Origin of the sequence: Azospirillum sp. OGB3 (genome assembly GCF_014192915.1) — a bacterium.
Taxonomy (GTDB): Bacteria; Pseudomonadota; Alphaproteobacteria; order Azospirillales; family Azospirillaceae; genus Azospirillum.
In genome coordinates this window covers 121,884-139,810 of record NZ_JACHYN010000016.1, presented here as the reverse complement: position 1 = coordinate 139,810, position 17,927 = coordinate 121,884, and the positions used below count along the sequence as shown (strand labels likewise).

The window sequence follows — 17,927 nt, the reverse complement described above, 5'->3', positions numbered from 1 at the left end:
GCCGCGCATCGTGTTGAACGGGCGCCATGAACACCGCATTCCGCACGCCCCCCCATCCCACCACGACGGACGGCGCCCCGCGCACGGTCGGCGTGGAGGTCGAGTTCGCCAACCTCGACGCCCCATCGGCGGCGGCGGTGGTGCGCAGCCTTTACGGCGGCTCTCTGGAGCCGGAGGATCCGCACCGCTGCCGGGTGACCGGCACGCGGCTGGGCGATTTCTCGGTGGAGCTGGACATGCGCTCCGCCCATCCCGGCAAGGCCGGACCCGGTGAGCCGGGGGCTCTGGGCAAGGCGGTCGGCAAAGCGGTCGGCAAGGCGGTGGACGGCGTGGTGGAGGCGCTGCGGCCCTGGTGGGGCAACGTCGGCAGCCTCGTCATGCCCTTCGAGATCGCCGCCCCGCCCATTCCCATCGACCGGCTGACCGAGCTGGAGCCCCTGTTCGCCGCCTTGAGCGCCCAGGGGGCCGCCGGCACCGACGCCAGCCCGCTGTTCGCCTTCGGCCTGCACCTGAATCCGCAGGTGGCGCGCACGGACGGCGATTATGTGCTGGACCACCTGAAGTCCTTCCTGCTGCTGGCCCCCTGGCTGCGCCGCGAGATCCGCGTGGACCCGACCCGGCGCCTGACCGGCTTCATCGCCGCCTTTCCGGTCGATTACGCGGTGAAGGTCGTCGATCCCGCCTACCGCCCGGACCTCGACGGGCTGATCGGCGACTATCTGGAGGCCAACCCGACCCGCAACCGCGAGTTGGACCTCTTCCCGCTGTTCGCCCATCTCGCCCCGGAGACGATGGCGGCCAAGCTGGCCGATCCGCATGTGCGGCCCCGTCCGACCTTCCACTACCGTCTGCCGAACGCCCGGCTGGGCGATCCGGACTGGTGCCTGGCCCAGGACTGGAACCGCTGGGTGGCGGTGGAGGAACTGGCGGCGGACCGCAACCGGCTGGACGCGCTGGCGGTGGACTTCCGCGCCTTCGCCGCGCGCAAGGCGCTGGACGGCTGGGCCGCCGAGGCGGGCCGGCGGCTCGCCGGCTGACGGGGGCGACATGGCCGCCTTCATCGCACGGGGACGCCCCCTGATCGGAGTCACCGCGTCGGTGCACGGCAGCCGCATCGCCTGGTGGGCGAACCGCTTGGCCCTGCGCCGCGCCGGGGCGCGGGCGGTGCGCATCACCGCGCGCGATCCTTTCCCCATCGAGCGGCTGGACGGGCTGGTGGTCGGCGGGGGCGACGATATCGACGCCGCCCTCTACGGCGAGGCCGCCCGCCCGAAGATGCGCATCGATCCGGAGCGCGACCGGCTGGAGCTGCGCGCGCTGGACGGCGCGTCGGCGCGTCGGCTTCCCGTGCTGGGCATCTGCCGCGGCTCGCAGATGATCAACGTGCACCGCGGCGGTTCGCTGATCACCGACATCCACGAGGTCTACGAGGAGGCGCCGCGCCTGCGCACCGTCCTTCCGCGCAAGCGCATCCGCATCGACCCGCGCAGCCACCTCTACCGCATCCTGGGCATCGCCGAATGCCGGGTGAACGCGCTGCATCATCAGGCGGTGGACCGGCTGGGCGACGGCCTGCGCGTGGTGGCGCGCGAGACGGTGGGGATCGTCCAGGGGATCGAGGCGGTCCATCATCCCTTCCTGATCGGGGTGCAGTGGCATCCCGAATATCTGGTCGCCGACCCGCGCCAGCAGGCGCTGTTCCACACCCTGGCCGCCACCGCCGCCGGAACCGCCAGCCTGGAGGACGCCGCCACGCTGTAGCCGATCCCCTGGCCGCCACGCCTCCCTAACTGTTCGTTGTGCCACCATTTCCCTGGCGCGCGGAAGCGGCTATCCTAACGATCGGGCCTGGCGATCGGGCCGCCGCAACGGCGGAGGGGCAACGGGTGACGGAGAAACAGGCGGGCCGGCGGCTTCGGCTGCACACGGTGACGATGCTCACCGCGCTGGCCACGGCGTTTCTGATGGCCGGGCTGACCTTTGGGGTGGGCGGGGCCTTCGTCCGGGTGCTCGATCTCGCCGAGGAGGCGGACCGCGCCATCGTTCCCCAGATCGCCCGCCAGCACCAGTACGCCGTCTTCGCCGCCCGCATGGGCCAACTCGCCGAGGCCGTCCTGCGCTCGCGCTCGCCGGAGGAGCGCGCCGGCGCCCTGGCCGAGGTGGAGGGCGTGTCGCAGCGCTTCGCGGCGGACGCTGCGGCCCCGGAACTGCTGCAACGGCTCGAGACGGCGATCCAGGCGGTGCGCCGCACCGCGGAGCGGGCCGATGCCATCGACGCTTTGGCGGCGCAGGCGGTTGGCCTGCAGCGCAAGGGGGACGAGGCGTTCCTGAGCCTGCTGCGCTCGGGCGCCCCCCTGGCGGTGCAGGAACCCTACCACCGCGCGCTGGAGGCGCTGGCCGCGGGGTTGACCGCGACGGACACGGAGCAACTCGCCGTCGAGGTCGCCCGCTTCCATGAGCACGCCGCCGCGGTGGTGAACGCGCTGATCCCGCTGGAGCCCGGGGAGCGGGCGCCGCTGGCCCGCACGGCGCGCGACCTCGACGGGCTGGGCGACCTGTTCACCCTGCGCCGGACCATCCTGTCGGAAGCGGGGCTGATGGGGCTGGAGACGGAAATCGCCCATGGCGTGCTGAACGACCTCAGCGGCAGCCTGACCGACGCCGCCGCGACCAACACGCGGCGCATCGCCGACACCCTGACCGATCAGGCGCGCAGCGGCCTGTGGATCGTGCTGGTCGGGCTGGGCGTCGCCTCGGCGGTGCAGACGCTGCTCTACGTGCTGCTGCGCGTCCATGTCGTCCGCCCGATCCGCCGCGCCTCGCAGGCGCTGGCCATGGTGCAGAAGGAGCGCCGGACCGTCCGACTGCCGCCCGCCCTGTTCGCGGAGCTTCAGGCCATCTCCACCAGCGTGGAACGGTTCGGCACGGCGCTGGTGGAGACCCACGCCTACGCCGAGGCGCTGAAGGCGGGGGAGGAGCGGATGCGCGCGATCCTGGCGGCCTCGCCCTTTCCCATCGTGATCGCGCGGCGGTCGGACGATGCCGTCCTGTTCGCCAACCCGCAGGCCGAAGCGCTGTTCGGGACCGAGGGGGCTCGGCTGGCGCTGACGCGGAACGCGCGCTTCTTCGTTCACCCCTCCGACGCCGCCCGGCTGTCCCGTCTGGTGGCCGAGCAGGGCGCGGCGAGCGATCTGGAGATGGAGATGCGCACCGCCGGGGGCCGGCCCTTCTGGGCGATGATTTCCGCCGTGGAGATCCACGACGTGGACGAACCGGCCATCCTCATCGCCGTCAACGACATCACGCTCCGCAAGCGGTCGGAGGAGGAGACGGAGGCGGCCAAGCAGCGCGCCGAGGGCGCCCTGGCCGACCTGCGCGATACCCAGGCGCACTTGATCCAGGCGGAGAAGATGGCTTCGCTCGGCGGAATGGTGGCGGGGGTGGCGCACGAGGTGAACACGCCGGTGGGCATCGCCCTGACCGGCATCACCCATCTGGCCGACCAGACCCGCAAGGTGGCCCGCGGGGTCGAGGCCAACACGCTGCGCCGCGCCGACTTCACCGGCTATCTGACCACCGCCGTGGAGGCCTGCCGGCTGATCGAGAGCAACCTGAACCGTGCCGCCGAACTGATCCAGAGCTTCAAGCAGACCGCCGTGGACCAGACCAGCGAGGAGCGGCGCCGCGTCGATCTGGCCGCCTATCTGGACGACGTGCTGACCAGCCTGCGCCCGCGCTTGAAGCAGACTCCCCACCGGGTGGTGGTCGACTGCCCGGCGGGCCTGTGGGTGGACAGCTATCCCGGTGCGCTGTTCCAGGTCCTGACCAACCTGACCATGAACGCGGTGGTCCACGCCTATCCGGACGGGCGGGCCGGCACGCTGACCGTCGCCGTGACCCGCCCGGGTCCTCAGGAAGTCGAGCTGCGCTTCTCCGACGACGGCTGCGGCATTCCCGCCGCTCATCTGGGGCGCGTCTTCGACCCCTTCTTCACGACGCGGCGCGGCGAGGGGGGAAGCGGGCTCGGCCTGCACATCGTCTACAACATCGTGACCACCCGGCTGCGCGGGAGCATCCGGGTGGACAGCCGGGAGGGCGGCCAGGGGAATGGGGGCACCTGCTTCGTCCTGCGCTTCCCCGCCGAGGCTCCGCCCACGGTGGACTCCGGGGAACCGCCGGCGGTCAGGCCGGAACCGGTGATCTGAAGTTGGCGGGCTGAAATCGAAAAGAGCGCGCCGGAGGTTCCGGCGCGCTCTTTGACGCGAACCTGGAAGGCGGTTTACTTGCTGCCGTCCGGGCCGCAGTTCGGGGTGCCCGGCGGGCAGTGGGTGCCGGTCGCGGTCTGGTTGTCACGGGCCGGGTTGCTGCTGGTCGCGCTGCCCATGCCCGACGGTGCGGTGGTCTGGCCCTGCCAGGTGCCGCCCGACGAGCCGCTGCCCATGGTGCCATTGCCCATCGTGCTGCCCGACGAACCGGAGGTGCCCGGCGTGGTGACGCTGCCCGGAGTGGAGCCGGGGCCGGAGGTGCTCAGGCCGGTGGACGGCGAGGTCGTGGTGCTGGGGACGGTCGGGCTCACGGAGGTGCCGCCCGACTGGGCGACGGCGGAGCCGGCCATCAGGGCGAGGGCCGACGCGGCGGCGATCAAAACGGTACGCATCCTCATCTCTCCATCTGGTGGCGGCGCCCTTTGGCCGGGCGCCCTCCTGGCGGGGGTTCGGGCGGGTATTCAGTCCGGCGCCCTGCGGCGCGCCCGTCCCCCATTCGCCCATCCCCAACAGAAGGCCGGGCGCATCGTTGCGGCAAAAGCGGAGTGGCATCCAATTCTTTTGGTCCGACCTTCTGGCGAACCGCCGACCGTCCGGGCCTTCCGTCCTCTCCCATCCAGATGCGAATGCCGGGCGATTCCGGAGCAGCCGGTCGCCTTGCGGAACAGGCCGCCGCCGGAAGAGTTGACGCAAGCACCGTTACGGCACGTCGAGGCAGGAATGAGCGAACATCGGGATGCGGCGGACCTTGCCGGGACGAGGCCCATCCTGCGCCCCGGCGCCACCTGCTGGCGCACCGAGCGGGCGGACCGGGTGGCCGTGCTGGTCGACGGCGCCGCCTTCTTCGCGGCGGTGCGCGCCGCCCTGCTGCGGGCGCGGCGATCGGTGATCCTGCTCGGCTGGGACATCGATCCGCGGATGCGCCTCGACCCTTACGATCCGGAAACGCTGGGCGACTTCCTCGCCCGCCTGATCCGCCACCGCCCGTCGCTGCAGATCCACGCGCTGAAGTGGGACATGCCGTTCCCCATCTCGCTGGAGCACCCGCACGGGCCGCTGGAACGGCTGAACCGGCGCACCGGCCCGCGGCTGACGCTGGAACTGGACGACGCCCTGCCGGTGGGGGCGGCGCAGCACCAGAAGCTGGTGGTGGTCGACGACGCGCTGGCCTTCTGCGGTGGCATCGATCTGGCCGGCGACCGCTGGGACACGCCGGAGCATCTGGACAACGATCCGCGCCGCCGCTGGCCGACCGGGGAGCTGCACGCGCCGCGCCACGACGTGATGATGGCGGTGGACGGACCCGCCGCCCGCGCGCTGGGGATGATGGCGCGCGAGCGCTGGGGCCACGCCACGGGACAGTCGCTGCCGCCTCCGCCCTCCGACGGCGCTTCGGGTGGCGATCCCTGGCCGGAGGGGCTGCACCCCCTGATCACCGACGCGGCGGTGGGCATCGCCCGCACGCTTCCCGACTGTCTGGTCGGCCGTCCGGTCCGCGAGAACGAGGCGCTGACCTTCGCCGCCATCGCCGGGGCGCGGCGCAGCATCTATCTGGAGAACCAGTATTTCGCCTCCTTCCGGGTGGCCGAGGCGCTGGCCCGGCGGCTGCGCGAGCCGGACGGGCCGGAGGTGGTCGTCGTCGTCCCCATGGAAAGCCCGAGCTGGTTCGACCGCATGGCCATGGACACACCGCGCGGCGTGGTGCTTCAGGAGCTGCGCGCCGCCGACCGCCACGGACGTCTGCGCGCCATGACCCCGCTGACCGAGGGCGGCAACGGCATCGTCGTGCATTCCAAACTGATGGTGGTGGACGACCGGCTGCTGCGCATCGGGTCGAGCAACCTGAACAACCGTTCCATGGGCTACGACACGGAATGCGATCTGGCGGTGGAGGCCCCGCCGGGCGACCGCAGCACCGCCAACGCCATCGGCGCGGTGCGCAACCGCCTGCTGGCCGAGCATATGGGCGTCGACCCGTCGGAGCTGACCGCCGCCGTCCGCGCCACCGGCCGTCTGGTGGCCGCCATCGACCGGTTGAACAAGCCGTCCGGGCGCCGCTTGGCGCCGCTGCCCGACACCGATCCCGGCCTGACCGAGCAGGCCTTCGCCGCCCTGCGCATCGCCGATCCCGACCGTCCGGAGGAGGCCTGGGCGGTGTGGAAGCGCATGCCCCCGGCTCCGGCGCCGGCCCGCTCCCTCACCCGCGCGGTGGGGGCGGCCCTGTTCACCGCCGGGGCGATCGCCGGCGTCTACGCCGTCGCACGGGCGATGGTCGAGACCGAGCGCGGCGACCGCTGAGCGGCGTGCCGCGCAAGGCGGTCAGGCGGCGCGCTTCCGGACGCCGGACAGGCCGCGCAGATCCTCCTCCAGACCATTCAGCCGCGCCAGCCCGCCGCTGATCGCGTCCAGTTCCCGCCGCAGCCCTTCGGGGACGTGCAGGTCGCCGGCGAAACCGGACAAGGTGTCGGCCAGGGTGTCGCCCAGCCGGTCCAACTCGCCCATCAGCCGCCGCTCATGCCCGGCGACGTCCTGCTGGCCGGCGCTGAGGCTTTGCAGGCGGTCGGCCAGATCGGACAGCAGAGCGTGCTCGGCGGCCACCTTGGCCTGGGCGTCCTGCCCGGCGATCTGCTGGGCGATCGCCTGCTGCATGCGGTCGATGCCCTTCTGGATCACCTGGATGGCCTCGTTCGACTGGCGGGCCAGATCGCGCACCTCGTTCGCCACCACGCGGAAGCCATGGCCGTATTCCCCGGCCCGCGTCGCCTCGATGGCGGCGTTCAGCGCCAGCATGTTGGTGGCGGACATGATGCGGGTGATGGCGTTGACCGAGTCCTCCAGAGCGCGGGATTCCGCGACGATCTGCTCGAACCGCGTCAGGTCGGAGGTCGCCTCCGCCCGGCGGCGGTCCAGATGCTCATGGAGGCTGGCGAGAAGCGCGTGGTTCTCCGTGGCGCAGCGCTGGGCGTCGTCGTGGCGGCCGGCGATCTGCACCCCGCTGTCGCGGATGAAGCCGACCAGGGCGGCCACCGCATCCTGCGTGTCGGACAGGCGGCCGCGCAGGGCCTGCACCTCCCGCTCCGCCTGGTCGAGCGCCGCGCCGACGCGGGCCTGGGCCAGCTCGACCGCCTGCGGCACCTCGGCGATAGCGCGCTCCGCCTCCGGCGGGATGCCCTGGGGGCGGCGCGCGAAGGCCAGCCGGGCGGCGCACAGGCTGCCGAACTCGTCCAGCGGGACGTCCATGCCGTTGTCGCGCAGCAGGCGCCGCCACTCTTCCGAATCCCGGTGCAGGGTGACGAACAGGCGGTTGGCCTCGTCCGTCGTCAGCGTCTCGCCGTCGAAGGTCAGACGTTCGTGCGGGATGAAGTTGAACAGCGAGCTGACCATGGTCCGCCGTGTTTCCAGAACCCAATATTGGACGACCATCACCACCATGATGGTGACGATCATGCCGAGCGCCGCCGCCGGCCCTTCCGGCACGCCGAACCGGTGCAGCGTGGCGTTCCACAGCGGGTTGAGGAGAACCACCACCACGATCACCGGAAGGCCGATGATGAGGAGAAGCAGAGCCTGCGCCTTCAAAAATCCCCTGCTGAGCATCGCTCCCTCGTCACCCTGTCCAGTGGTCATTCCGAATCCCCGCGCAATCAAAAGGACGCCGTGTCCCCTCATGTTCGCGCATCGTAAAACCACACACCGTAAAAGGTAAAGAAGCATTGATTTTGCTTTGCATTCGAGACAATTTTTTCGAATGACCGCGCTTCCGGCGCAGTGGTGGAGCGGGACGGGCAAGTCGGAGCGGGGAAAACGGCTGGAAATCGGGCCGGAATCGAAGCGGGCGAGCCGTTTCCGGCCCGCCCGTTCTTGGTCAAGCGCAATGTGCGTCAAATGGCAGCATGGCCCGTCAGGAGCGCGTCTCCGCCACCGAGCCCGGCTCGGAGATCACGATGTCGACGCGGCGGTTCTGCTGGCGTCCCGACTCCGTGCTGTTGGAGGCGACCGGCTGGGCCGACCCCAGCCCCTGGGCGGCGATGCGGCTGGGGTTGACGCCGCGCGCGGTCAGCGCGTCGCGCACCGCCATGGCCCGCTCCTCCGACAGGCGCAGGTTGGTGGCCGACGAACCGGTGGTGTCCGTGTAGCCCTCGATCCGCACGGTCCGTTCCGGGTTGCGCTGGAGGAAGTTGGCGAGTTCGCTCAGCCGCGCGTCGGCGCCCGGAGTCAGGCGGGCGCTGCCGGTGGCGAACAGCACGTCGCCCAGCGACATCACCAGACCGCGCTCCGTCCGCTCCGCCTGGAGGGCGCGGATCTGGTCCTGGAGGCGGTAGGTCTCGGCGTTGGCGACGACCTGCTGCGCGCCCTTCATCGCCGCCACGTCCTGGGCGATCTGGAGCTGCCGGTTGGCGAGATAGGCCTGATGGTCCATCTCCGCGGTGTTGCCGTCGCTGCGCGCCCGCTCGCCGCGCTGCAGCGCCTCTTCGGCGCGGCGCAGCTCCAGCGTGGCGTTGCTCGCCAACTGCGGGTTGGCGGCGGCGCTGGAATAGGATTGGCGCGCCTGGGCCAGGGCCGGGGTGTCGTCCGGGGTGGCGCAGGCGCCGAGCGACAGGGCGACGACGCCCAGCGAGGCCAGGGCCAAGCCTTTCCTCATCTTGCGGGTCTTCTTGTCGGTGGTGTGCATCACGGCGTGCCCTCCAGCGTGCGCGGGGAATCCCAGGTCGAGGTCCCGCTCATGCCCGACGGGGCCAGGGGAGCGGCGGACCCGGCGGGCGCCCGGTCCTGACGCGCGGCGCCGGTCATGCCGGCGTTGGGCATACCGGCGTTGGGGTTGGCGAGCGTGCGGACCGCGCTGGCGGCCTGCTGCGCCGTCGCGCGCTGCGAGCGCACGGTGGCGAGTTCGGCGTCGGCCTGCGCCTGCTCGGCGAGGCGGCGGGCCTCGGTCCGCTCGTCCTCGCGCATGGCGGCGTCGGCGGCAGCCAGCTTCTCGCGGGCGGACTGGAACTCCGCGGGGGCGTGTTCGAGGGCGCCGGCCCGTTCGGCCTGCTGGATGGCCTGCGCCGACGCGCCGAGCTGGGCGGTCGGCGGCGGCACGCTGCCGGCGCAGGCGGCCAGCCCGAGCGACGCCGACAGGATGACAGCGGCCCTCCATCCCACCCTGGGCCATCCCAATGTCGAAATGCTGTTGCGGTTCATGCTGCGGCTTCCCGAATGACCGCGGCGGATGGCCGCGGGAGTGTGATCGCCGCTCCAACGCGCCGCCGGGTGGAAGGTTCCTTGCCGGCACATCCGCGCCGGGAAACGCCCCGCTTGCGCGCAAAAAGACGGCCGGGGGAGTGCCCCGGCCGCAAGGTCTGCCTGGATGGGAGGGGGGATGGGGAGGGGTTTACTTCTGGATGCCGATGACCTGCTGCTGGGCCTTGTTGCCGATGCCGGCGGAAAGGTTGGAGACGGTGCCGAGGTTCTGGTTGAACAGGGCGCCCGGCGCGCCGAACTGCATCGCCTTGACCTGCTGCTGGGCGGTGTTGCCGATGCCGACCGCGCTGTTGCTGACGGTGCCGGCGTTGCTGTTGAAGCCACCCAGCGCGAAGGGCGTCTTCACCCCGCCGCCACCCGCCTGCATGCCGAAGACCTGCTGCTTGGCGGTGTTGCCCACCCCGGCGGCGAGGTTGGAGACGTTGCCCAGGTTGGAGGCGGTGCCAAACGGCCCGGCCAGCCCGCCGCCCGCCTGGACGCCCATCACCTGCTGCTGCGCCTTGTTCTGGATGCCCGCGGCGGTGTTGGAGATGACGCCCAGGTTGCTGGCGTTGCCGAGCGGGATGCCGCCGGTCATCAGGTCGCCGGCGAAGGCGGGGCCAAAGGAGGCGGCGGAGCACAGGACGGCGACGGCGGCGGCGATCAGGGTGGTGCGGCGCATGGTGTGGTTTCCTTCCGGTGTCTGGGGGAGTTGGTGTCTGGGGGCGTTGGCTGCCGGTTCCGTCTGCGTCGGGGCCCGGCCTGTCCGATGACCAGACACTACGCCCCGCCGCCCATCCCCGCTGTGGCCTGCGCCACACTCGGACGCGGTTTGCTTTCAGCGCTGCATGCTTGACGTTCATCAAGACTCTGGCGGGCAAAGCGGTGTTTCCTTGCGGCCCATGACCACCGACCTACTCCTCGCCGCCCTGTTCCTGTTCGCCACCCACGCCGTGCCGTCCTGGCCGGGGGTGCGGCCGTGGCTGATCACCCGGCTGGGGCGGGGCGGGTTCGTCGCCCTGCATTCGCTGGGCTCGCTGCTGGCGCTCGGCCTGTTCGTCTGGGCCTACCGCGAGGCCGGGGGCGGCGAGCCGCTGTTCGTCCCCACCGGCTGGGCGGCGCCGCTGGTCGTCGCACTGATGCCGCTGTCCTTCCTGCTGATCGCCGCCCGCGTCACCAGCAAGGCCGGCGAGCCCGACGCCCCCAACCCGCCGCGGGGCATCTACCGGATTACCCGCTTTCCCGGCAGCATGGGGCTGCTGCTCTGGGCGCTGCTGCACCTGCAAGCGACCGGAGACGGGCGGCGGGTCGTGCTGTTCGTCGCGATGGCGGCCATCGCCCTGTTCGCCATGGTCAAGAACGACTGGCTGCTGCGCCGGAGTGCCGCCGGGCGGGCCTACCGGGCGGAGACCTCCGCGCTGCCCTTCGCCGCCATCCTGGCCGGACGCCAGCGCTTCCGTCCCGGAGAGATCGGCTGGGGCCGTGCGTTGGGCGCGCTGGCCGCCTACGCCGCGATGATCGCGGTGCATCCCTGGCTGTTCGGGGTCAGCCCGCTCTATTGGCTGTAGCGGAAAGGTCCGCGGCACGCCGCGCCGCTCCGCCTGTTGACGGTCCTGAGAACGGACCGCACAGGAAGGACAGCGCCATGGAGCATCACACCGGCCCCGACGACCCCCGCGTCCGCGAGCGCGCCCACGCCATCTGGGAACGGGAGGGCCGTCCCGAAGGGCGCCACATCGAGCATTGGCAGCAGGCCGCCCGCGAGATCGCCGAGGAGGACGCCGTTCCCGGCCCGGACTCCGGTCTGCAGACCCCCGACAGCGCCAGCGAGCGCGCCCTGCACGAGGCCGCCGAGCATCTGCGCGGCGTGGACGCGCACAGTCCCCACCGCCAGTCGTCGCCGGCGGAAGGCTAACGGCGGCCCGTCAGTCCTCGTCGTCCAGAGACAGTTGGCGAACCTCCAACCGAGGATCGGGCCGTTGGGAATTGGGCTGCGGGAGCGGGCGCGGCTCCGCCGCCCGGCCCGTGGCGGCTGGCGGAGCGGCGCGCGGCGGGCGCAGCGGCTTGTTCACCGTCCCGCGCGGCCCGATGCTCGGCTCGTCGCCGAAGTCGGGCAGGGGCGGGCAGCGGTCCATCACCGCGCGCATCAGGACGGCGACCCGGTCCGTCTGCTTGCGCAGGCCCTGCCCGCGCTCCCCGTCATAGAGCGGGTCGTCGAGGAACTTGCGGATCTCCATCAGCGCGCGGAACTCCACCCCCACCGTCTCGTGGGTGCCGATGGGCAACGCCTTGACCCGCGCGAAGGTGTTGAAGAAGCCCAGGCTCTCCTCCACGAACAGGATCACCATGCGGGCGTGCAGGCGCTCCAGCGCGGTGGTCATCGGTCCGATCAGCTCCTCCATCTCCGACGGGGCGGCGTCCAGCCGTTCCTGGGTCACCGCCGCCAGCGAGAAGAAGTCGCGCACCTTCCGGGAGAATTTGCGGTAGCGGCCCATCCCGCCGACCGACACGCGCTCCCGCGCCGCCGCCGCCAGATCCGCGCACTTTTTCAGCATGTCGTCGAGCCGCATCAGCATGCGGGCGACTTCGCGCTGGCGCTGGGCCGCGCTGACCATGGGGGCGGGCGGGGCCTGCCGGCGGGGAGGGGAGGGGCGGCCGATCATCAGACCATGGTTATCCCGATCCGGTCCGCCGGGTCTAGTTCGCCGTTCGGACGTTCAGCACCCGTTCGTTGCCGCCGCGCAGGACGGTCACCTGAAGCGGCGTGCCAACCCGCACCAGACCCATGCGGTTGCGGAAGTCGGTGGCGCTGCGCACCGGGCGCCCGTTCACCGCGGTCACCACGTCGCCGCTGCGGAAACCGGCGCGCTCGGCGGCGGACCCGCGCTCGACCTGGGCGATGACCGCCCCGGCGTCGCCGGCCAGGTTCATGCTGTCCGCCAGATCGGGGGTCAGGTCCTGGATGGAGACCCCCAGCCGGCCGCGCCGCACCTCGCCATACTCGACGAGCTGCTCCATCACCGAGCGGACGATGCTGACCGGGACGGCGAAGCCGATGCCGACCGACCCGCCGGCCGGGCCGATGATGGCGGTGTTGATGCCGACCAGTTCCCCGTTGAAGTTGACCAGCGCGCCGCCGGAGTTGCCGGGGTTGATGGAGGCGTCGGTCTGGATGAAGTCCTCGTACCCCTCGATCTTCAGACCGCTGCGGCCGAGCGCCGAGACGATGCCGGAGGTCACCGTCTGGCCCAGCCCGAAGGGGTTGCCGATGGCGACCAGGAAATCGCCGACCTTCAGCTGGTCCGAGTCGCCCCAGGGCAGGGCGGTCAGCTTCTCCGCCTCGATCTTCAGCAGCGCAATGTCGGTCGCCGCGTCCCGCCCAACCAGCTTGGCGCGCAGGCGGCGACGGTCCTTCAGGGTGACGGCGATCTCCTGCGCGTTCTCCACCACATGGGCGTTGGTGATGACGTAGCCGCGCCGCGCGTCCACGATGACGCCCGACCCGGCGCTGACCTGCGGGCGGGCCTGCTGTTCGGGGACGTTGAAGAAGCGGCGGAAGAAGGGGTCGCGCAGCAGCGGGTTCTCGGCCTGCGGCGCCCGCGACAGGACGGCGATGTTGACGACGGCCGGGGTGACCTGCTCCAGCATCGGCGCGATGGTCGTCACCCCGGCGACTCCGGCGGGCAAGGCGGCCGCCGCGGGGGTGGGGGCCAGACCCATGCCCGGAAGGCCGATCCCCAAAAGCCCGGCCACGCACGCCGCCTTTGCAATTCGAAGCGTCGCGAACCGAAGCGTCGTCGTCATCGGCATCTTGTCCCCGTTCCTGTTGTTCCGACCCGCGCTTGCGCGGCAGCCCCTGTTCGGGTCTGGCGCGGCTGATGTGGGCGAACGGCGGCGGCGGGTCAAGCCTGCGCACCCTTTGCCCCACCCCGCGCCCCACCGCACGCGGCGCCGGGGCCACGGAGTTTAGGGCGCCGGCGGGGGGACGGATCCTCAAGGGCGCGGCGCGCCCTCGTCTTGTGATTGGCTTTCCTGTGTGTCCTCCATGCTTGGTTGCAGGACGACGGGGTGCGTCATCGCGTGCTCCCCATGACTTCATTAAGACTTTGTTCAGCGGGATCTGCGAGGCAGAGGTGTGAAGGATTTGCCTGAAATCCAGGGCATGTCTGGTGTAACCTCAGTTTTCCTAAGACGTGCTTTCCTCCATGGCGGATACTCAACAGCGGCCCGCCGACGGTGACGACGATGAGCGACGTTCCTCTGATGGAACTGACCGAGCATGACTACCTCCAGATGGAGGAGGCGCTGTCGCAGACCGCGCGCGGCCGCGCGTTCCTGCGCATGCGCGACCGACGATCCCGGGTGGTCGCGGTGGACGAGTTCCACCGGCTGACCGCCGCGCTGGAGCAGCAGGTCAACCGGCTGCGCGGGGTGGACCCCGGCGCCTTGCCCCGTCCGATGCCCGGAAGCGGCATCGGCGGCGGCCTGGGGGATGGTCTGCAGCTTCAGCAGGAGCTGATGTCGATCACCCAGGTGGTGCGCGAGACGCGCAGCGACATCGCCGCACTGCGCCCCGCCGACACCGGGTCGAACCGCATCGAGGCGGCGACCGGCGAGCTGGACGAGATCGTCGCGGCGACCGAGCGGGCGACCACCGACATCCTGAACGCCACCGAGAAGATCCAGGAGATCACCCAGGGCATCCCGCGCGACGATCCCGACATCGCGGAGATGGTCGACGCCATCGACGCCTGGAGCATCGAGATCATGACCGCCTGCGCCTTCCAGGACATCACCGGTCAGCGCACCACCAAGGTGGTCAACACGCTGCGCTACATCGAGCAGCGCGTGAACACGATGATCGAGATCTGGGGTGTCGACCGCATCGCCTCCGCTTCGGAAACCGCCGCCATCGGCGAGGGGGCGTCCCATCGCAAGCTGGGCGACACCCGGCCCGATGCCCATCTGCTGAACGGCCCGCAGCTCGGCGGGCCGGAGGTCAGCCAGGACGACATCGACGCCCTGTTCGACACGCTGGTCACGCAGATCCCCCAGGTGCTGGAACGGGTCGAGCCGGCCGAAGCGCCGGCATCGTCCCCACCGCCGCCGCCCCCTCCGCCTGCCGCTGCGAAGCCGGCCCCGCGACCCGCCGCCCCGGCGCCCGAACCATCGGGCGGCGGCAGCGAGATTTCGCAGGCCGACATCGACGCGCTGTTCGCCTGAGGCGCCGATGGCGAACGACGGCTCCCACAAGTCCCGGATACGCTTGAGCCAGGAGCAGCTGGACCGGGTGTGCGAGCGCCATGTCCGCTTCACCGAGGGGCGGCCCAACGGCGCCCGCGCCAACCTGCCCTTTTTCGACCTGACCGGGCTCGACCTGTCGGGCCGCAACCTGACCGGCGCGCATCTGTCCGGCGCCATCCTGCGCGACGCCCGGATGCGCGGCACCATCCTCGACCACGTGGACCTCTACGGCGCGGACCTGCGCGGTGCCGACCTGTCGGAGGCGCGGCTCTACCGCACCGACATGCGCGGCGCCAACGTGCGCGGCGCCATCCTGGACGGCGCGGTGATGGTGGAGGTCGACCTGCGCGACGGCAGCGTCGCCAACCGCAGCGCGTCAGGCGAGCTGAAGGTGGTCGGCTTCGAGCCGGGACCGGCCGACATGGCCTCGGCCAAGCTGACCAACGCCGACATGGCGCGGGCCAAGCTGTCGGGCAGCTTCGCGCGGGCGGCGGACTTCACCAACTCCCGCCTGTCGGGCGCGCGGCTCCAGCGCACCGACCTGCGCGACTGCAACTTCTCCGGCGCCGACCTCCAGGGGGCCGACCTGAACGGCGCCGACCTGCGCGGGGCCAAGCTGGACGGCGCCAAGGTGTCGGAACTGGACCTCATCACCTCCATCCGCACCGACGAGGAGGCGGCGGTGGCGGCCCAGGCGCCCACGCCCATCTTGGAACCGGACGAGGATCCGGCGGCGGAGCCCGTCTACCCGGCGATCGCGGCGGCGGAGATCGAGGTTCTGCTGCGCCAGCATCTGCTGTGGCTGGGCACCAGCGGCCAGCAGGGGCGCCAGCTCGACCTGACCGGCCTTAACCTGGATGGGGCCGACCTGTCGGGCAAGGTGCTGACGCTCGCCAAGGGATCGGGGGTGCGGCTGCGCCACGCCCGGCTGAACGGCGCGCAGCTTCAGGCGGCCCAGTTCGACGGGGCCGACCTGCGCTCCGCCGACCTGCGCGGCGCCGACCTGCGCGGCGCGAAGCTCGACCGCGCGATCCTCATCGACGGCTGCCTGGACGGGGCCAATCTGGGAATGCTGCTGATCAGCGCCGGGGCGAAGATGATGCGGGCCTCGCTGGTGCGCGCCCGCATGGCCGGCGCCTCGCTCAGCGCGACGAACATGAAGGGCTGCGACCTGACGCTGGCCGACCTGACCGGCTGCGACCGCAGCGGCGCGATCTTCGACGAGGCCATCCTGGACGGCGCCCGCCTGGGCAACGCCTGAGAACCCGTTTGAGAAAGACGGATTGCCCGATTTCCGTGTGGAAGCGGAAGGCAGGCGATGTGGATGAAGGCTCACCGAGCAAAACAGGCGCAGCGGTCCCCAACGGAGCTGACAGACACCGAGTGGGTCCTGATTGAGCTCTGGCTGCCCCGCCCGGCCAAAGGGGACCGGCGGCGCAGCGTCGATCTGCGGACGGTCCTCGACGCCACCCACTTTTCCGCTTAGCCCGGATGCGGGCCTTGTGGCATGGAAGGGAGAGCTTTGCTTTCAAACACTCAGCAGAGCCAAGGAATTGCATGAGCGCTCTGATCAGCAGGCTGTCCTGGGATGACCTCCGCATCGTCCGCGCGATCGCCCAGAACGGGGCATTGGCACCGGCTGCCCAGATGCTGGGCCTCAACGGTTCCACCATCGCGCGGCGCTTGGCAAAGGTTGAACAGGTTCTCGGCACCGCGCTCTTCGACCGGCGCCGGACGGGGTATGTAACCACCGTGCAGGGGGAAGAGATCGTCGCACTCGCCGAGCGCATCGAGTTGGACGTGGTCAGCGTGGCGAGGCGGGTTTCCGGTCACACCCAGGGGCATGCGGGCGATCTGCACATCACGACCAGCGATTCGATCCTGCTCTACTTCCTCACGCCCATGATCGCATCGTTCAAGGCGCTGAATCCCGCGGTTAACATGGAGGTGACCGTTGGAAACGGAGCGTTGAACCTTGCCCGTGGGGAGTCGGACATCGCGATCAGGGCTACCAAGACGCCCCCGGAGAACCTGTTCGGTCGGAAGGTCGCCACGATTGCCTGGGCTCCCTACGCCGCCTGTTCCGCGTCCGCCCCGCCCTTGTCCGATGCGCGCCCGATGGCCGACCGTCAATGGGTGTCGTACGGCGGCATGCTGTCGGGCTTGACGGCGGCCGAGTTCGTTGACGGGCGTGTGCCACGGGACAACATCGGCTACCGTACGGACTCGGTCGCCGGCGCTGCGGCGGCCATCGCCGCGGGCCTGGGCGTGGGGTATCTGCCCTGCATGCTTGGCGACCTGTCGCCCGACATCGAGCGTGTGGGACCGGTCGAGCCGGCGCTCACGGACGACCTGTGGCTTCTGACCCATCCCGATATCCGCAGGTCGGGCCGTGTTTACGCGTTCATGAGCCATTGCATCGAGGCCATCGGCCAGCACCGCGAGCTTGTCGAAGGCCGTCTGGAAAGACCATCCGGTCCGAGCGGCGCGCTCAACGGTCCTTGGCGTCCGCTCAGGTTTCCGGCAGTACCGCAGTGAACGTGATTTCGATGATCTGTTCGGGGAACGCCAGGCGCGTCACGCCGATCAGGTTGCTGGCGCATTGGGGACGCGCCGTGTTGTAGGCTTCCCCGCGGACCTTGGCCGCAACGGCGAAAGCGGCATCGACGTCCAAAACGAAAAGCGTTTCCTCCACCACGTTGTCCAGGCTCGCACCGAACTGCGCCAGCAGCTTGGCTGCATTGGCGTAAGTGGTGCGCATCTGCTGCTCCATGGTCGAGAAATCGGCGGGCCTGCCCTCGTCGTTCAGGGCGGCGGGCGCGATCAGCTTCCCTTCGCTGTCATGGCTCAGTTGGCCTGAGACGCGGATGGTGTTGCCGACCTTGATCGCCTGGGCATAGCCGTAGGCGTCCTCCCACGGCACGCCCAGATAGGCGGCTTCCTTCTTGATGGCGGCGGCCTTGATGGCGGTGGCGGTCTGCATCTCGTGTCTCCTCGGTCGGTGGCTGATCCCTCCGGCGGTCCAGCGCCTGCAAATAATCGCCATGGTCCGACGCGCTCCGCAAACGGCATTCCTGCGGAATTGATCGTGCTCAAATGCCGTTGGCCGAGGATCCCAGTCCGCCGGCTGGTCGCTGTTCTCCTGGAGCGGAGGCAGCCGGACCGCCGCCTGCATTACCTGGGGCATGCAATTGT

Annotated in this window: 17 protein-coding genes; 9 read left to right on the top strand and 8 right to left on the bottom strand. The window is 70.8% G+C overall.

Going from position 1 to position 17,927, the window contains the following annotated elements; genetic code table 11:
• Nucleotides 1-26: 26 nt before the first annotated feature.
• From FHW79_RS25535 to FHW79_RS33565, 3 genes are all read left to right on the top strand, one after another.
• A complete protein-coding gene (locus FHW79_RS25535; protein WP_183181496.1) occupies nt 27-1,037 on the top strand; it encodes an amidoligase family protein in 1,011 nt (336 codons plus the stop codon).
• A 10-nt stretch (nt 1,038-1,047) separates the two neighbouring features.
• Nucleotides 1,048-1,761 (top strand): type 1 glutamine amidotransferase, encoded by a 714-nt coding sequence (locus tag FHW79_RS25530; protein WP_183181495.1) that lies wholly within the window; start codon nt 1,048-1,050, stop codon nt 1,759-1,761.
• A 125-nt stretch (nt 1,762-1,886) separates the two neighbouring features.
• Complete coding sequence (locus FHW79_RS33565) at nt 1,887-4,205, top strand: ATP-binding protein (RefSeq protein ID WP_183181494.1); 2,319 nt, start codon at nt 1,887-1,889, stop codon at nt 4,203-4,205.
• Nucleotides 4,206-4,279: 74 nt separating this feature from the next.
• Here the strand turns inward: FHW79_RS33565 and FHW79_RS25520 are convergent, their stop codons facing one another.
• Nucleotides 4,280-4,657 (bottom strand): hypothetical protein, encoded by a 378-nt coding sequence (locus tag FHW79_RS25520; protein WP_183181493.1) that lies wholly within the window; start codon nt 4,655-4,657, stop codon nt 4,280-4,282.
• Between the two features lie 328 nt (nt 4,658-4,985).
• Here FHW79_RS25520 and FHW79_RS25515 point away from each other — a divergent pair, with 328 nt between their 5' ends.
• Nucleotides 4,986-6,563 carry a phospholipase D-like domain-containing protein gene (locus FHW79_RS25515; RefSeq protein ID WP_183181492.1) on the top strand — a complete coding sequence of 526 codons (1,578 nt, stop codon included), beginning with the start codon at nt 4,986-4,988 and terminating at the stop codon, nt 6,561-6,563.
• 21 nt (nt 6,564-6,584) lie between these two features.
• Here FHW79_RS25515 and FHW79_RS32900 read toward each other — a convergent pair whose 3' ends face one another.
• The 4 genes from FHW79_RS32900 to FHW79_RS25495 all read right to left on the bottom strand — a co-directional run bounded on the left by FHW79_RS32900 (nt 6,585) and on the right by FHW79_RS25495 (nt 10,170).
• Nucleotides 6,585-7,892, bottom strand: a complete 1,308-nt coding sequence (locus FHW79_RS32900) for a methyl-accepting chemotaxis protein (protein WP_247884603.1) — start codon at nt 7,890-7,892, stop codon at nt 6,585-6,587.
• Between the two features lie 274 nt (nt 7,893-8,166).
• A complete protein-coding gene (locus FHW79_RS25505) occupies nt 8,167-8,937 on the bottom strand; it encodes an OmpA family protein (RefSeq protein ID WP_183181522.1) in 771 nt (256 codons plus the stop codon).
• A complete protein-coding gene (locus FHW79_RS25500) occupies nt 8,937-9,410 on the bottom strand; it encodes a DUF4398 domain-containing protein (RefSeq protein ID WP_183181491.1) in 474 nt (157 codons plus the stop codon). Before FHW79_RS25500 ends, FHW79_RS25505 begins: the two co-directional genes overlap by 1 nt.
• Before the next feature lie 229 nt (nt 9,411-9,639).
• Nucleotides 9,640-10,170, bottom strand: coding sequence for a hypothetical protein (locus tag FHW79_RS25495; RefSeq protein ID WP_183181490.1), 531 nt, complete (start codon nt 10,168-10,170; stop codon nt 9,640-9,642).
• 220 nt (nt 10,171-10,390) lie between these two features.
• On the opposite strand from FHW79_RS25495, the gene FHW79_RS25490 reads away from it, so the two are divergent.
• The gene (locus tag FHW79_RS25490) at nt 10,391-11,056 is read left to right on the top strand and encodes an NnrU family protein (protein ID WP_183181489.1); all 666 of its coding nucleotides are present in this window, start codon (nt 10,391-10,393) and stop codon (nt 11,054-11,056) included.
• 77 nt (nt 11,057-11,133) lie between these two features.
• The gene (locus FHW79_RS25485; RefSeq protein WP_183181488.1) at nt 11,134-11,403 is read left to right on the top strand and encodes a DUF2934 domain-containing protein; all 270 of its coding nucleotides are present in this window, start codon (nt 11,134-11,136) and stop codon (nt 11,401-11,403) included.
• Nucleotides 11,404-11,413: 10 nt separating this feature from the next.
• On the opposite strand, the gene FHW79_RS25480 is transcribed toward FHW79_RS25485, so the two are convergent.
• Both FHW79_RS25480 and FHW79_RS25475 read right to left on the bottom strand, forming a co-directional pair.
• Complete coding sequence (locus FHW79_RS25480; RefSeq protein WP_247884602.1) at nt 11,414-12,151, bottom strand: hypothetical protein; 738 nt, start codon at nt 12,149-12,151, stop codon at nt 11,414-11,416.
• A gap of 34 nt (nt 12,152-12,185) precedes the next feature.
• On the bottom strand, nt 12,186-13,292 hold the full coding sequence (locus FHW79_RS25475; protein ID WP_183181487.1) for a Do family serine endopeptidase: 1,107 nt from the start codon (nt 13,290-13,292) through the stop codon (nt 12,186-12,188).
• Between the two features lie 441 nt (nt 13,293-13,733).
• Between FHW79_RS25475 and FHW79_RS25470 the strand changes: the two genes are divergently transcribed.
• The 3 genes from FHW79_RS25470 to FHW79_RS25460 all read left to right on the top strand — a co-directional run bounded on the left by FHW79_RS25470 (nt 13,734) and on the right by FHW79_RS25460 (nt 17,270).
• On the top strand, nt 13,734-14,711 hold the full coding sequence (locus FHW79_RS25470; RefSeq protein ID WP_183181486.1) for a hypothetical protein: 978 nt from the start codon (nt 13,734-13,736) through the stop codon (nt 14,709-14,711).
• Nucleotides 14,712-14,754: 43 nt separating this feature from the next.
• Nucleotides 14,755-15,993, top strand: coding sequence for a pentapeptide repeat-containing protein (locus FHW79_RS25465; RefSeq protein ID WP_247884601.1), 1,239 nt, complete (start codon nt 14,755-14,757; stop codon nt 15,991-15,993).
• 296 nt (nt 15,994-16,289) lie between these two features.
• Nucleotides 16,290-17,270 (top strand): LysR family transcriptional regulator, encoded by a 981-nt coding sequence (locus tag FHW79_RS25460; protein WP_183181484.1) that lies wholly within the window; start codon nt 16,290-16,292, stop codon nt 17,268-17,270.
• On the opposite strand, the gene FHW79_RS25455 is transcribed toward FHW79_RS25460, so the two are convergent.
• Entirely contained in the window at nt 17,245-17,715 is a 471-nt protein-coding gene (locus FHW79_RS25455) for a Rid family hydrolase (protein ID WP_183181483.1), read from the bottom strand. The genes FHW79_RS25460 and FHW79_RS25455 overlap by 26 nt on opposite strands.
• Nucleotides 17,716-17,927 lie beyond the last annotated feature (212 nt).